Origin of the sequence: Snuella sedimenti (assembly GCF_016428595.1) — a bacterium.
GTDB classification, from domain to species: Bacteria; Bacteroidota; Bacteroidia; order Flavobacteriales; family Flavobacteriaceae; genus Snuella; species Snuella sedimenti.
Map to the genome: position 1 here is coordinate 1 of NZ_JAELVQ010000028.1, position 15578 is coordinate 15578.

General features: G+C 36.9%; 17 protein-coding genes. 8 read left to right on the plus strand and 9 right to left on the minus strand.

The features are described 5' to 3' along the window. Positions 1 to 130 precede the first annotated feature (130 nt). Together JF259_RS15375 and JF259_RS15380 are read left to right on the plus strand one after the other, a co-directional pair. A complete protein-coding gene (locus tag JF259_RS15375) occupies positions 131 to 592 on the plus strand; it encodes a hypothetical protein (RefSeq protein WP_199116598.1) in 462 nt (153 codons plus the stop codon). Positions 593 to 1206: 614 nt separating this feature from the next. Then, the gene (locus tag JF259_RS15380; RefSeq protein ID WP_199116599.1) at positions 1207 to 1875 is read left to right on the plus strand and encodes an ATP-binding cassette domain-containing protein; all 669 of its coding nucleotides are present in this window, start codon (positions 1207 to 1209) and stop codon (positions 1873 to 1875) included. Positions 1876 to 1973: 98 nt separating this feature from the next. Here JF259_RS15380 and JF259_RS15385 read toward each other — a convergent pair whose 3' ends face one another. Continuing rightward, positions 1974 to 2768 (minus strand): universal stress protein, encoded by a 795-nt coding sequence (locus JF259_RS15385; protein ID WP_199116600.1) that lies wholly within the window; start codon positions 2766 to 2768, stop codon positions 1974 to 1976. Positions 2769 to 2828: 60 nt separating this feature from the next. Here JF259_RS15385 and JF259_RS15390 point away from each other — a divergent pair, with 60 nt between their 5' ends. From JF259_RS15390 to JF259_RS15400, 3 genes are read left to right on the plus strand one after another with little or no spacing between them, the layout of a single operon-like run. Beyond that, positions 2829 to 3329, plus strand: coding sequence for a GNAT family N-acetyltransferase (locus JF259_RS15390; protein ID WP_199116601.1), 501 nt, complete (start codon positions 2829 to 2831; stop codon positions 3327 to 3329). Next, the gene (locus JF259_RS15395; protein WP_199116602.1) at positions 3326 to 4660 is read left to right on the plus strand and encodes an MATE family efflux transporter; all 1335 of its coding nucleotides are present in this window, start codon (positions 3326 to 3328) and stop codon (positions 4658 to 4660) included. The genes JF259_RS15390 and JF259_RS15395 overlap by 4 nt, the downstream gene beginning before the upstream one ends. A 25-nt stretch (positions 4661 to 4685) precedes the next feature. Further along, positions 4686 to 4856 carry a hypothetical protein gene (locus tag JF259_RS15400; protein WP_199116603.1) on the plus strand — a complete coding sequence of 57 codons (171 nt, stop codon included), beginning with the start codon at positions 4686 to 4688 and terminating at the stop codon, positions 4854 to 4856. A 114-nt stretch (positions 4857 to 4970) separates the two neighbouring features. Here JF259_RS15400 and JF259_RS15405 read toward each other — a convergent pair whose 3' ends face one another. After that, positions 4971 to 5612, minus strand: a complete 642-nt coding sequence (locus tag JF259_RS15405) for a 2OG-Fe(II) oxygenase (protein ID WP_199116604.1) — start codon at positions 5610 to 5612, stop codon at positions 4971 to 4973. Positions 5613 to 5723: 111 nt separating this feature from the next. Between JF259_RS15405 and JF259_RS15410 the strand changes: the two genes are divergently transcribed. Next, positions 5724 to 6176: a 6-pyruvoyl trahydropterin synthase family protein gene (locus JF259_RS15410; protein ID WP_199116605.1), complete on the plus strand. Its 453-nt coding sequence runs from the start codon at positions 5724 to 5726 to the stop codon at positions 6174 to 6176. A gap of 329 nt (positions 6177 to 6505) precedes the next feature. After that, a complete protein-coding gene (locus JF259_RS15415; protein WP_199116606.1) occupies positions 6506 to 7258 on the plus strand; it encodes a UDP-2,3-diacylglucosamine diphosphatase in 753 nt (250 codons plus the stop codon). Here JF259_RS15415 and JF259_RS15420 read toward each other — a convergent pair. The 4 genes from JF259_RS15420 to JF259_RS15435 are packed head-to-tail and all read right to left on the minus strand — an operon-like array spanning position 7255 to position 12604. Continuing rightward, on the minus strand, positions 7255 to 8523 hold the full coding sequence (locus JF259_RS15420; protein ID WP_199116607.1) for an MFS transporter: 1269 nt from the start codon (positions 8521 to 8523) through the stop codon (positions 7255 to 7257). The genes JF259_RS15415 and JF259_RS15420 overlap by 4 nt on opposite strands. 47 nt (positions 8524 to 8570) lie before the next feature. Continuing rightward, positions 8571 to 10262 carry a single-stranded-DNA-specific exonuclease RecJ gene (gene recJ / locus JF259_RS15425; protein WP_199116608.1) on the minus strand — a complete coding sequence of 564 codons (1692 nt, stop codon included), beginning with the start codon at positions 10260 to 10262 and terminating at the stop codon, positions 8571 to 8573. Positions 10263 to 10265: 3 nt separating this feature from the next. Next, the gene (locus tag JF259_RS15430; RefSeq protein WP_199116609.1) at positions 10266 to 12170 is read right to left on the minus strand and encodes a peptide-N-glycosidase F-related protein; all 1905 of its coding nucleotides are present in this window, start codon (positions 12168 to 12170) and stop codon (positions 10266 to 10268) included. Between the two features lie 14 nt (positions 12171 to 12184). After that, positions 12185 to 12604, minus strand: a complete 420-nt coding sequence (locus tag JF259_RS15435; protein ID WP_199116610.1) for an OsmC family protein — start codon at positions 12602 to 12604, stop codon at positions 12185 to 12187. A gap of 58 nt (positions 12605 to 12662) precedes the next feature. Between JF259_RS15435 and JF259_RS15440 the strand changes: the two genes are divergently transcribed. Beyond that, positions 12663 to 13253 carry a carboxymuconolactone decarboxylase family protein gene (locus JF259_RS15440; RefSeq protein ID WP_199116611.1) on the plus strand — a complete coding sequence of 197 codons (591 nt, stop codon included), beginning with the start codon at positions 12663 to 12665 and terminating at the stop codon, positions 13251 to 13253. Positions 13254 to 13518: 265 nt separating this feature from the next. On the opposite strand, the gene JF259_RS15445 is transcribed toward JF259_RS15440, so the two are convergent. The 3 genes from JF259_RS15445 to JF259_RS15455 are packed head-to-tail and all read right to left on the minus strand — an operon-like array spanning position 13519 to position 15576. After that, on the minus strand, positions 13519 to 14091 hold the full coding sequence (locus JF259_RS15445) for a uracil-DNA glycosylase family protein (RefSeq protein ID WP_199116612.1): 573 nt from the start codon (positions 14089 to 14091) through the stop codon (positions 13519 to 13521). 21 nt (positions 14092 to 14112) lie between these two features. Beyond that, complete coding sequence (locus JF259_RS15450) at positions 14113 to 15213, minus strand: alkaline phosphatase (RefSeq protein WP_199116613.1); 1101 nt, start codon at positions 15211 to 15213, stop codon at positions 14113 to 14115. An 18-nt stretch (positions 15214 to 15231) separates the two neighbouring features. Then, on the minus strand, positions 15232 to 15576 hold the full coding sequence (locus JF259_RS15455; RefSeq protein WP_199116614.1) for a HopJ type III effector protein: 345 nt from the start codon (positions 15574 to 15576) through the stop codon (positions 15232 to 15234). Positions 15577 to 15578: the final 2 nt, after the last annotated feature.

Sequence of the window (15578 nt, forward strand, 5' to 3'; positions counted from 1 at the left end):
TATATCCACTTTTGACAAAACACCTATAAATGAGTTGTTTATGGAAAATAAAATCAATCAAAAATTCAAAGAACAACCTAATTTATTCAATAACAATGAATTATAAACGCATCACTACTATAGTTCTGTTATGAATAATTTCCAACAAGAAATAACTCAGTATACTACAATTTATGATTTAGAAGAGCGTAAAATTCGTGTGTATCATTATCAAAATTTTGACACCTTTATTGAATTGGATCTAACCCAAGAGCTCAAGAAAGGAGAACATAAATTAATAATTCCAGAATTATTCCCAAAAAACACAAAGGGACACCAATATTACCAGATGTATAATGATGCTGATGCGGTTGTTAAGCACTATGAATCACTTTGGGAGAATGGAACTAATATAAAGGATGACAAAGCTAAAAAGGTTTTAGAACAAAGAATAACTCATGCCATAACTTATATAGCAACGGATTGGGCATACACAAAAAAGAATAATGAAGGAGCAATTAAAATTTATAAGCTAATAATCAAACTTTTTCCAGAAAATCAGGATGCAAAGAAAATATTAGAAAAATTCCTTGAAACTCAGGGAAAGGATTAAACACAATTAGAAATAAACATTAAAGATTTTATGAATGGAAAAAAATTGGATAATAACAATAGCTATAGTCATATTTTTGATGATGAATTTTCTTTTTTATAAAACTCTTAATGGTTATGTAAAAGAAGAATTTGGTAAAAAGATGTGGAAGATTTGGGGAAACAAAGTTTATTTCTGGCAAAGCTCCATATTTGTTAGTACGGCAAGTACGGTTTTAATAATGTACCTTTTAAAATGGTTGAATGTTTTGACTTTTTAGAAAAACAGGGTTAAAACAGACCTAACCTGTTATCGAGTTTTTAAGACAAAGCATCGTCCAATATGTAATTTACATGTATAGCAAAGCAATTTTTAAATACTTCATAGATATAAATATATTCAATGTCCCCTTTAGTTTGGTTATCGGATTAATATCTGGTGTTTTTTGGAGTATCGTTATTTTTTCCTCCGTGGGTATTTTAATAGGTTCTCTAGGCTATCAAACTTTTAAAAAGAACGAATATTACGCCTATTACAACCTTGGGTTTACAAAAGCTGCTCTTTTAAAAAAAGTATGGATGTTCAATACGATAATCTCTCTTTTGCTCTTTCTAATCTCACTAATGTTCAGATAAATGGATACCTTAAAAGTAACCAACATTAACAAATCATACGGAAAGAATACCGTTTTAAAGAACGTTGAACTTGATTGTAAAATAGGCGAGATTATTGGGATATTTGGCCGTAACGGAACAGGAAAATCAACATTGTTAAAATTAATATTCGGAACGGTAAAAGCCGATACTATCCTTATAAAAATAAATTCAGATAACTTTTTACAAAAAGAAATAATCCCCTCAAAAAAGATAGGCTATCTACCACAAGACTCTTTTTTACCAAAGGAACGGAAAGTAAGAGAAATAATCCCTATGTTCTTTCCTAATGGAGATGACCAAGACGCTGTTTTTTATGCTCCTCGAGTATCAAGTTTTGAAAAAACAAAAGTTGGAAAACTATCATTAGGGCAATTACGCTATCTTGAATTATTAATAATTGGAAACCTAGATCATCCTTTCTTATTGTTGGACGAGCCATTTTCAATGATCGAACCGATTTATAAAGATGTAATTAAGGATTTATTACTAAAGCTTAAGAAATCAAAAAGTATAATTCTAACAGACCATTACTACGATGATGTGCTAGACATAACAGATAAAAATTTCGTTATAAAAGATGCCGAAAAAATTGAAATAATAGATAAGGACGACCTAATAAAATATGAATATTTGAGGTCGAACGAATAACAATATTTTAGATTACCAAAAACTGAATCAACAACCTAACAGTATTAATAAGACTCATTTTAGAGCTAAGGATCATATTTTAAGCCTTACTCCTTACGCTATTTAAGCCCCCTTAAAACCAAAACAGGTATATTACTTGAAAAATCCTTTTTCTTAATAACATTCTTTTCCCATTTTTTGGTAAAGAATCCGCGCTTTCTTCTTACCACACATAGCAAGTCTGGATCATGAGATTCATAATGCTGTAAAACACCTTGAAACGTAGTAGCATTCTCTGTTTTAGTAATACTACTCACAATACCTTCCAAATCTTCATTAAGCTCAAAATCACCATCATTGTAATACGGTGTCTTTACCAACAACAGACTTATTTCTGCTTTGAAACTATCCCTTACGTCAATTAAGGGCATTAAAGCATTTTCCTTTTTAATAATGGCCGATTTTACAGCCAGTAATATACTGTTTATAGGTTTAAACACATAACCCTCTGGTACAATGAGTGCCGGGATTTGTGTTTGCTTTATAATCTTTCCAGACGTTTTTCCTAAAAACACGTCCTCTTTTACAGAGTTTGTTCTGGGCTCCAACAACATTAAATCAATATCGGCGGCCTTACATGCCAACTCCAAAGTATCTACCAACTTTCCTTTTAAGGTCTTTACGATTACATCAACCGATTTACAGTTTACCTGAGCAATTAACTCATTTAAATTCTTTAAACTTTCACGTTCAATGATCTTATCGACATTAACCATAGTTCCTGCCTTGGCATAAACATTATAAACCTGAACAACAAAAAGCTTTGCGCCAACTGCTTCAGCAAAATCTATGGCATATTGCAAATGACTTACTGCATTTTTGGACGACCCTACTGGAACTAGGATATTCTTCATTTAAAACGAATTAAATACTACTTTTATAAAAAATTTCTTAGGCAAAAATACGCATTAAAAATGATTCGCAAAGGGACGTCAGATGATATTCATGCAATTATAAACATTACAGCAGCATGTGCCACGCATATGATCAATAATCATATTTACCAATGGAATGCCTCGTATCCCAATAAAGAAGGCTTTAAAAAAGATGTAACACGAGGAGAATTATATGTTATGGAAGTTGATACCAAAGTAATAGCTTGCATAACCCTATCCGACCTTATGGATGCTGTTTACCTTCCTGTTTCATGGCTCACTCCAAACAAAAATAACCTATATGTTCACAGACTGGCTGTCCACCCAGAACACCAAGGTAAGGGGCATGCACAAAAATTAATGGACTTCGCCAAAACCTTTGCTATAAAAAATAATTATAGCTCTATAAGATTAGACACGTTCTCACAGAACCCCAAAAACTTAAATTTTTACGAACTTCGCGGCTTTAAACGATTGGAGAAAATTTTCTTTCCCAATCAAAGTCATCATCCTTTTTATTGCTACGAACTTGTACTGTGAATACAACTATAAACCTAAAACAGATAAATAAACTCGCTATTCCGGCATTAATTGCAGGAATATCCGAGCCCGTTCTATCGCTTACCGATGCTGCTATTGTGGGGAACATACCCCATAATGCTACCGAATCGTTGGCAGCAGTGGGTATTGTAACAACATTTTTATCAATGCTTATCTGGGTATTAGGGCAAACACGAAGTGCTATATCTTCTATCGTCTCACAATACGTTGGAGCCGACCAACTCCATAAAATAAAAAACCTACCAGCTCAGGCTATTTTTATTGTTACGAGCTTAAGTCTTTTCATTATACTAAGCACTTTTCCTTTTTCGGCAAGCATCTTTAAACTTTACAATGCATCTGGACTCATTTTAGATTATAGCGTCGATTATTACAAAATACGGGTAATGGGCTTCCCTTTTACACTGTTTACCATTGGTGTTTTTGGTGCTTTTAGAGGGTTGCAAAACACCTATTATCCTATGGTTATTGCTATAATCGGATCGATTACAAACATAATTTTAGACGTTGTTTTGGTCTATGGCGTTGAAGACATAATACCTCCCTTGCACATTAAAGGGGCTGCCTATGCCAGTGTTATTGCCCAAATACTGATGGCGCTTTGTTCAGCTTATTATTTACTTACTAAAACACCCATTCCATTAAAACTAAGCTTTCCCTTTAACAAGGAAATTAACCGCTTTTTATTAATGATTCTTAACTTGTTTGTTCGTACCATAGCCCTAAACGTTACCCTTTACTATGCTAGTGCTTTTGCAACTAGTTATGGTGCTAGCTATATTGCTGCCTATACCATTGCCATTAACTTGTGGTTCCTTGGTGCTTTTATTATTGATGGTTATGCTAGTGCCGGAAACATTATGTCTGGTAAACTATATGGTGGAAAAACCTATAAAACCCTCATTGAGTTGAGCAATAAATTAATAAAATATGGCATTGTTGTCGGACTCATACTAGCAGTAACAGGAGGCGTACTGTATTATCCTATAGGCCATATTTTTACTAAGGACACAGCCGTATTAAGAGAGTTTCAAGCCATTTTCTGGATTGTACTGGCCATGCAACCGCTCTGTGCACTAGCATTTATTTTCGATGGGATTTTTAAAGGCCTTGGCAAAATGAGATACTTGCGTAATGTACTATTGTTTTCAACATTTGTTGTATTTGTACCCATCCTGTTTTTCTTAGACTCTATAGACTATAAGCTCTATGCCATTTTTATTGCACTTACCTTTTGGATTATAGCTAGAGGTATTCCCTTAATCGTAAAATTTAGGAAAATATTTATTCCGCTATCCCAAAACAATTAACTTTGTTCCATAGCAAAAAGCCAGTATGAACCTATTATTCACCATACTCCAAGAAGTAAATATTGAAGAAAAAATACGCAACGCCCCCAACACAAGTTATGAGATTGGTGTTTTTATAGGCACGATGCTACCCTTTATAATTCTTGTAGTATTGGCGTATTTAATTTATTATTACAACAAAAAAAAGAATCAATAAACACCTTTGTATGGATATCATGTCATTTGTTAGCGGAAACGGTCTATTTCTTGTATTGGCCATCATTTTAATTGTCGTATACATAGTAAACAGAATTAGAAAACGATAATCCCATTATCTGGTTTTTAACCAACCCGTTATACTTAGCCGCTCCATGTTTACTGGTTTTACTTCATGCTCTATAAGCTGACTTTCAAAAATAACCACGCGCCCCGGAAACGGGTAGATCACTTTTTCTGTTTGCTTTCCATTAGCGTCTAAATACAATACCAGTTCACCTCCATTTTCTGGTTGCCAGTCCTCATCATTAAAATAACACACAAACGATAGTTTGCGCCTGTCGTCATTTTGAAAGGTATCGATGTGTCTTTTATAATAAGTGCCGGGCGGGTAAATAGCATAATGAAACTCTTTTTGTAGAATTCCTAAAAAACATGTACGGTTTAGATAGTTGACCAATTCGTTTATTTTGTTAAAAAATAAACTTTCTGCCACATTAGGCTTATTTTCGTCAATCCATAAGATCACATCGCCACGTACCGATTTAACAATGGTTTCATTAATCTTATTGCCTATAGCCGCCTTTTTAAAAACGTCTGCTTCATACTTTTCTAAAAGAGATTGTCTTAAGGAAAGAATAACTTCGGGAGTGAAGAAATCTTCAACAATACTAAATTGTTGCTTGGCTATGTCTGATATGATTTGCTCATACTTCGGATTTTCAACAAAATCGATCGCCTCAAAAAGGTTATTCATAGCTTAAACACAATAAACTATATGTCCATCACAGACAAAAGTGCGCAAATGTAATCTAAAATCGAATTGCTTTTACAAAATGAATATCTTTGTACCGAAAATATTTAACCCATGAGCAACATTCGCATAACAAAACAATTTTCTTTTGAAACCGGACATGCCCTATACGGATATGACGGCAAGTGCAAAAATGTACACGGTCACAGCTACAAACTGTCAGTAACGGTTATTGGCACCCCAATTACGGACAAAACCAATGTAAAATATGGGATGGTGATAGATTTTAGTGACCTAAAAAAAATCGTAAAAGAAGAAATCGTAAATGTTTTCGACCATGCGACCGTTTTTAATAAAAACACACCGCACATCGAACTTGCCAAAGAACTGGAAGATCGCGGTCATAATGTTATGTTGGTAGATTACCAGCCTACCAGCGAAATGATGATCATCGATTTTGCAAAGAAGATAAAAAACCGTTTACCAGAGCATATAGACCTGCACTCGCTAAAACTTCAAGAAACAGAAACCTCGTTTGCAGAGTGGTTTGCTTACGATAACATTTAGGGCATTACCCAACACGTTGGGAAGGGCTAGTAGTTTAGCCGAAGGGCATATATTTAATTTGTCAACTTATAGAACACTTTGATGAACTCAGCATAACACCTCAGTCAACAAATCAAAAAGGCTTTTTGGGGCTTCATAGCTAGGGTACTTGACGGGAAAAAGTATAAGTGCTTGTTTTTGTATAAGTTTAAACCGTTACTATATCTTTTTCAACTGCAAACTGTAACCGTGACTTTCCTTGTAACTTCCGTCTTCAGGCTTCCTACTCCAAACTTTTCACTTTTCACTCATAGCTTCTGTCTTATGGCTAAAAAAACTATATTTACACCATGCAAATTCCGACGGAAAAAAAAATATACTTTGCCTCAGACAATCACCTAGGCGCTCCAACAAAAGAGGCTTCACTGCCTCGCGAAAAGAAATTTGTTGCTTGGTTAGATGAAATTAAAGATGATGCCGCTGCTATTTTTTTGCTTGGAGACCTATTCGATTTTTGGTTTGAGTACAAAACAGTCGTCCCTAAAGGTTTTACCAGAACACTGGGCAAACTGGCTGAAATTAGTGATGCTGGTATCCCTATTTATTATTTTGTAGGCAATCACGATCTTTGGATGGATGGTTATTTTGAAGAAGAACTCAATATCCCGGTTTACCACAAGCCCAAAGAATTTACATTTAACGACAGTACTTTTTTTATTGGTCATGGTGACGGCTTGGGTCCAGGGGACAAAGGTTACAAACGCATGAAAAAAGTGTTTACCAATCCTTTTAGTAAATGGTTGTTTCGTTGGTTGCATCCCGATTTGGGTGTGCGTTTAGCCCAATACCTTTCTGTGAAAAATAAATTGATTTCCGGTGATGAAGACATCCATTTTTTGGGCGAAGAGAACGAGTGGCTCGTACAATACTGTAAACGAAAACTAGAAGAAAAACATCGCGATTATTTTGTGTTTGGCCATAGACATTTGCCTTTAAACATAACACTTAACGAAACCTCTAAATACATCAATTTAGGCGATTGGATTTCATATTATACCTATGGCGTCTTTGATGGCAAGAATTTTGAAATCAAGGAATACTAATCTTCCCTTTCGTGTGCTTCGATATCTTTGGTAAGGTCTAATTTCCTAAACGAAGGAGACACAATACCAGTAGTAATTACCGTTAACAAAGTCATTGTCCCTCCAAAAACTACGGCTGTGACAGTTCCCATTAATTTTGCCGTTACCCCACTTTCAAAAGCACCTAGCTCGTTAGAGGATCCGACAAACATAGAATTAACCGAAGCCACTCGCCCACGCATATGATCGGGGGTTTTAATCTGTAAAATTGTTTGTCTTATGACCATCGACACCCCATCTGTAACACCACTAAAGAACAAGGCCAATAGCGATATCCAAAATACAGAAGACAATCCAAAAACGATAATACAAATACCAAACCCAAAAATAGCCAGCAATAATTTCATTCCTGCATGTTTACTAATTGGTAAGTAGGCCGTAACCAACATCGTTAAAAACGCACCAACAGCAGGTGCTGCACGTAATACACCAAACCCCTCGCTTCCTACTTTTAATATATCTTGAGCAAAAACCGGCAATAGCGCAATAGCACCTCCAAATAAAACAGCAACCATGTCTAAGGTCATAGCGCCCAGAATAGCTTTTGTTTTAAATACAAACCGTACACCCGCCTTTAAACTTTCTACTACAGGTTCTCCTATTTTAGGGTTTAAAATGGGTTTCCGCTTAATCTGAAATAAAATAACCAGAGCTAAAATTACCAACCCAAAAACGATACAAAGCGACCAATGAACCCCTAACCAACTAATAAAAAAACCGCCAAAAGCGGGTCCTAATACAGAAGCCATTTGCCAGGTAGAACTATTCCACGTAGCAGCATTGGGGTACACTTTTTTAGGCACTATTAAAGCCACTAGAGAAAAAATGGTCGGCCCAAAAAAAGATCTTAAAAACCCGCCAAAGAAAACTAAAGCATAAATGCCATACAATATGGTTTTACTATGCCAATCGCTTACTAAAACAGGCCAAGTAAGCAAAAATAATCCCATGCTAATTAGCGAAAAAGCCGCAATACACCAAGCAAGTAAATTCCGTTTTTCTTTTTGATCTACAATATGCCCTGCAAAGAGCGCCATGGTAAATGCCGGTATAATCTCCATTAAGCCAATAATACCCAAAGATAAGGGATCCTTGGTTAAACTATACACCTGCCACTCTATAACAATAAACTGCATGGACCAACCAAAAACCAAAACAAAACGCACTAATAAAAAGATATTGAATTCTCTAATACGCAAGGCAGCATAAGGATCTTTTTTATCCATAATAATTTTCTTGTAAGTCAGGTGTTTTCTATTTACCCTAAACAGAATTATGCTTTAATATCCCTTAGCTTGAGTTGAAGCGACACATTACCCTGCCATTCATTTTCATCTACCGAATACACTGCTTTAAACGTCTTTTGTCCAGAAATTAAGGGGTATTTTTCTCCCAACCCAAAACCGATACAAACAATGGGGTTAGCTTCTGGTTGCGCAACAGTAATTCTTAAATGTGTTTTGTCTTCACCTACACATTTCCCGTAACCCGTATCCCTTAAATCTGTTGTTAGAAAAATAGGCGTCATATTACCCGGACCAAAAGGAGCAAACTGTTTTAGGATTCTATAAAACCTTGGTGTGATATCACTTAAATGCAATTCGGAATCAATCTTTATTTCGGGAGTCAACAACCTTTTATCAATGGTTTTTGAAACGGCATCTTCAAAGGCCTGCTTAAAGGCTTCATAGTTAGACTCCTGTAGTGTTAGTCCTGCTGCATACTTATGTCCACCAAATTGCTCAATATGCTCACTACAAGCTTCTAAGGCGTTGTATACATCAAACCCGGAAACCGATCGTGCCGAAGCAGCCAATTTATCACCACTTTTTGTGAACACCAGAGTAGGGCGGTAATAGGTTTCGGTTAATCGAGAAGCCACAATACCAATAACCCCTTTATGCCAAGTTTCATTATAAACAACCGTAGTAAAACGGTCTTGTTCATTTTGAGCTTCAATTTGTTGAAGTGCTTCTTCTGTAATTTGTTTATCGGTTTCACGCCTGTCTAAATTATATGCATCTATTTCTGAGGCCAGCTTTCTTGCGGCAGTAATATCGGTCTCCGTTAATAAGGCCACGGCATAATCTCCATGTTTCATGCGCCCAGCGGCATTGATGCGTGGCGCCACGATAAAAACCACATCGGTAATGGTAAGCGTGTCTTTTTTTATTTGCTCTAAAATAGCATGGATTCCTGGTCTGGGATTACCATTAATTACCTGTAAACCGAAATAAGCCAATACTCTGTTTTCCCCTGTAATGGGAACGATATCGGCACCAACAGCCGTAGCCACCAGATCTAAATATTCGATTAGGTCTTCAATTGTTTTACCTTCTTGTAGAGCCAAAGCCTGAATGAGTTTAAAACCCACGCCACAACCACAAAGTTCTTTATATGGATAATTACAGTCCGAACGTTTGGGATCTAAAACAGCGACTGCATCGGGAATGGTATCTCCAGGACGGTGGTGGTCGCAAATAATAAAATCGATGCCCTTTTCTTTAGCGTATGCAACTTTATCGATAGCCTTTATACCACAGTCTAATGCAACAATGAGCGAAATATCATTATCCGAAGCAAAATCAATACCTTTATATGATATTCCGTAACCCTCTTCGTAGCGATCGGGAATGTACGTCGTCACCTTATCTGTTCTGGTTTTTAAATAAGAAGCCATTAAAGCTACAGATGTAGTGCCATCTACATCATAATCGCCATAAACCATAATGTTTTCATCATTGGCAAGAGCACGTTCAATCCGTGTTGCAGCCTTATCCATATCCTGCATTAAAAACGGATCGTGCAAATGTTCTAAACGCGGCCTAAAAAATGCCTTGGCATCTTCATAAGTTTCAATACCACGCTGTAACAATAAGTTTGCTATACCAGCCTCAACTTGGAGTGCATTCTGCAACGCGTTTATCTTTTGTGTATCTGGCTTTGGTTTAAGCGTCCAACGCATAGATTATTCTTTTAATCGTATTCTGTTTTTATACACTTCCTTCTCGTTCATAAACACCTTGATATAATAGCGTTTTTTTGGCAAATACGATAAATTATAAGTAAGCGGGCCTTTGCTAAAATTATTGTATGTATGTGTCTCCAAGACAATACTTTCATCTTCTTGGTCTACGATAAGTACTTTTACATTCGCCAATTCATTACAAAAATAATCGAGTGTAATAGGCCCATTAGTGCGCGCTGGAAAAACAGCTACAGAAGGTGCGTTGTCCAACTCGTAAAGCATATCATTTCGTACCGCAAAATTATAATTGATGTGGCTACCAAAGTCAGATTTAAACTGCTTAATGGCCATACCAAGGGAATCCAGCAGTTTAACTTCGCCGCGTCCGTCTTTGGCCTTAAACCAAAATTCCAAACCATCACCTTTGGTATCATTAAACTTAAAATTATAATTGCCCGGTTTCAAGGTAATTGTATCTTGGTAGACCGTACCAGGCTTCATATTAGTACTGTCCTTAGCAAAAGCGAGCTCTCCAAAACTATTTTGGATACGATACGTGTTTTGACCAGGTTTATTATTGGTTTTGTAATATACGACTATCGTTTCTGGTAATATATCTGGGCGTTCGTAGTCTGATTCCAATGTATTATCTGTCTTAAAAGCATCTTTTTTTCCATTAGGCCTAGAAAGTGCAACATGAAACTTTGCCTGTGCTTTTTTACTGAACACTTCGGTAGGCAATGTTATGGCTGCCATGTCTCCAAAATTAATGTGCCCCGTCCATTGGTGTTTTTGAGGTTTTTCACCTTCAATAAAATAAGTAATGGCCATTTTCTTTAATGGCTTACTGCCATTGTTCTTTACCGTTATTACTGGCAACCCACCAAAAGGATTCTTTCTACTGTGTTCTAAACGTGTTGATGGCTGGATAATGTCAACCAAGGTCACATCATTTTGTGCATTCGGTTTTTCATATTCTATAACAAATGCCGATAGCAGTTCATTTGCACTAGGCTTTTCGGTTTCGTAAGGCTCCATGTTTATATCGACCGTAAAAGGCTTGCCGGGAGCTGTACTTAATAATACCTCATCGGGTTGTACCAAATATCCGGGACACCAATTGGCCCGATCAAAAATCCAAGTCCCAGCTTGTGGAAACAAGGGGTTATCGCCACACTCCATCCACAAATCCTTATGATCCACAACCTCTCCGTTAAATACGATATCACGATACTTACTACAAAACTCCCCACAGCCATTAGCATCCATACCATGACCTGTTTGATGGATTTTAACCTTAGAGAAATTCGTTTTTGTATTGGCATTAAAAGTTATAGGCACCAAATGGTTTTCAATGGGATCGTCTTTGTAACCATATTTAAAGCTCCCGTCATAAACCTTATGAATCGCTAACGGATTGGCTATTGGTGTACCATAAGTGATCTCGAAGTCAACAGTAACTTTCCATCCTCGTGTTTTATTGTCTTCATAACCTGTATGGATATAATCAATCTCAACATCATCTCTCAAAATCAAACTAAAGTCGGTAACATCAACGCGCCACTCAAACCCCCAATCTTTCTGAAAGAAACCACCATAAGGAGTTAACATGCGTGCAATTTCGTAAACAGTCGAATCGTTTTTTTGACGTGCTTTTATATGATCGACATAATCCCAATCGGCACAACGCATCTTATCAGGACATTCGAACTTTAAATTTAAAATGATACTGCGTATTTCTTTTGACTTTTCTGGAAAAACAGCCAACCTCTTATAGCTGTTACTTCCTTTAGATGGGTCGGTAACAATGGTTTCACCATTATGGGAAACAACATGTACTTTTTGCTGTGCATACCCCAGCCATACAAAGCATATACTAAAAACTAAAACACTTAATTTATGCATTCTAAACAACTTGATTACTTATTAAAAAATGTATTCACCTGTACATCCGCAAATTTCTGGAACATGGCCATAACACCACAATATTTCTCAACGGATAAGTCTACTGCTTTTTGAAGTTTCTTCTCATTTAATGCCGCTCCGTAAAAGTGAAAGTCCATCGTAACTTTATGGTAATATTTTGGATGCTCTTCGGTAAGCTCGGCGGCGATCTCAATATTAAAATCGTCTACCTCCAATTTCATTTTTTTTATGAGAGATCCCACATCTATTCCCGAACAACCTGCCAACGCCGACAACATTAACGCTTTAGGACGATATCCTTCTCCATTGCCATCATTCTCTGGACCTGCATCAATAAACAGATTATGCCCAGATGGATTATTGCTTTCAAACTTCATGTTACCTAACCACTTTGTTGTTATATGATTTGCCATTTTTATTAAATTATTTTTGTTACTTGTGAATTCAAAAATACTACTAAAAAATATAATTATGCCTTTAGTGTCACCTTTATCTGCCGACCACGATTCAGAAACTAAAAAGCTAGCAGAGTTCTTTAATGAAACTTTAGGGTTCTGTCCTAATTCAGTACTTACCATGCAACACCGACCTGCCATTAGCAAAGCGTTTATTAACTTAAACAAAGCCGTTATGACCAACGAAGGCCGGGTAACATCTGCATTAAAACGAATGATTGCCTGGGTTTCGAGCAATGCAACAGGCTGCCGATATTGCCAAGCACATGCCATCCGTGCCGCAGAACGCTATGGCGCCGAGCAGGAACAGTTAGATAACATTTGGGAATACCGCACACACCCATCCTTTAATGAGGCCGAGCGTGCCGCTTTGGATTTTAGCTTGGCTGCATCTCAGGTTCCTAATGCTGTTGACGATACTATTAAAAGGCGTTTATACAAATACTGGAACGAAGGCGAAATTGTAGAAATGCTTGGTGTTATTTCGCTTTTTGGCTATTTAAACCGCTGGAACGATAGTATGGGAACTTCTATTGAAGAGGGTGCCGTAGAAAGTGGAGAGCAATATCTAGGGAAACATGGTTGGGAGAAAGGAAAGCATGAGTAGTGCTATGTTATTGCGAATCTTTCGGCTATCGCTCAAGACAGGCTAAAGTGAAGCAATCTCATGAAACGAGCATTAAGAAATTTTAAAAATTACTTCACAAAAGGAATGTTTAAAATTTTTAATGAGAGAACGAGTGTAAGGAGTGGCTGCACACGTTCTTAATTTTATAATTACAATAAAATCAATTAATTACTAAAATTTAAACGTGTGAAAACAGAGTTGTATTTAAGAGATTACTTCAGTCGTCCCTCCTTCGTAATGACGGCTAATAAATCAACTCTTCTACCTTGCTTCTCAATTTCGGTAAAACCTCTATTTCAAACCAGGGATTTTTACTAAGCCAAAAGCGATTGCGCGGTGAGGGATGTGGTAAAGGCAAATATTTTGGCAAATAAGTTTTATAATTGCGAACCGTTTCGGTTAAAGTCCGCTTTGCTTTATCTTTTAAATAATAGTTTTGTGCATACATCCCTATTAAAATGACCAATTCTACTTTTTGTAATGTCTCTAACAATGCTCGATGCCATTGTGGCGCACATTCTGGTCGTGGTGGTAAATCGCCTGTTTTTCCCTTTCCGGGATAACAAAACCCCATGGGTATAATGGCAAATTTGGTGACATCGTAAAACACTTCGTCTGTAACACCCAACCACTTGCGTAGTTGTTTGCCGCTGGCATCATCCCATGGAATACCCGAGGCGTGTACTTTTGTTCCCGGTGCTTGACCGATGATCACAATTTTGGATTCGGGATGTGCCGACATAACCGGTCGTGGTCCTAGCGGCAAATGCTCTTTGCAAATAGTACATTGTTGTATGTCACGTAATAAGCCATCCATAACAATTAAATTAGTTGTCCATTAGTCTCCCCATTGGGTCAAATCAATAATTTTATGGTAAATAGCATTGTTTTCATAAATCCCTTGAAAATTTTCGGCTCCTGGTCCATAAGCAAATACAGGTATTAAGGTAGCAGAATGTCCTCCTGTTGAAAAGCTTCCTTTTATTTTATTATAGTTTCCATTTTCTGAAGCAAGTGTATAGCCTCCAGTTTCATGATCGGCCGTTACAACAACCAGTGTATTGCCGTCCTTCTCTGCGAAATCAAGTACTTCTCCAATAACTTTACTAAAATCTTTTACTTCTTCAACTATATAATCTGAATCGTTTGCATGGCCTCCCCAATCTATTTGAGATCCTTCTACCATTAAAAAAAAGCCGGCTTTGTTTTTAGACAGGTAATCTAGTCCCAAATGGGTTGCCTGACTTAAAAAATCGCCGCGTCCTTCACTCATTTTAGGCATACTCTTTGGAGCTAACAAAAACCCGTATTTTTTATTAACATCAAGGTTTTGTGGTTTATTAAGAGAGACCGTATCGACAACAAATCCATTTTCAGAAAAAGCAGTGCTTAAATCGGCACTGTCCTTACGTTTAAAAAAGAAGTCGTTACCTGCTCCCGCAAAGAAATCTATCGGTGACTCCGGTAACTGTGCTGCAATTGCTTCTTCCATACTTCTACGTTTAACATGGGCGAAAAAAGAAGCTGGCGTAGCATGTGTCACAGAAGAGGTGCTAATAACTCCCGTAGCGACTTGATTTTTTGAGGCCTTATCGGTTATTAGTGGTACCGCCAAGGTATCCTGATCCACCCCAATAGCACCATTATAGGTTTTTACCCCAGCCGAAAAAGCGGTTGCTCCAGCCGCCGAATCGGTAATCAAATCACTTTGGGAAGATGTTTTAATAAAACCTATTTGCTTGAACCGTTCAAAACTGGATGTTTTATTTCCAAAATAAAAACTACTGGAAATCTGAGAGAGTCCCATCCCGTCTCCTATTAACAGGATGACATTTTTAGGCTTTTCTACAATCTCTTTTTTTTCTGTTTCTTTAGCTTTGCAAGCCAATATTAATATAGCGATATTTAACAATATTACAGCTATTTTATAATGCTTCATTGTATTATATTTATTCGTTTATCGTATGCTAAGGGGTTGTCCTTCAAAAACCAACCCTTCAAAACCGGTTTTCATAAAATTTCTAATGTTTTGATGCCCGTTCCCATGGGGGTCTTTTAATACGTCTTCATAATAAAAAGCGCCAAAGCAGGCTAAAGTTTCTTCTTTTGTCAATCCCTGAAGTTTTGCAAATGCAAACAGTTTGCACGAGCCAGAATTCTCCCCAGCTTTATTTTGCAAGGCTCCATTTTTAAATGCCGTAGGCGTAAATTCGTAAGTAGCGTCAATCACCTGCATGGTTTCCGAAAATGCTAATGTTTCAGGCGACTGTTTAAGTTTCTTTTTAAATGTATCTAAAGTCATTT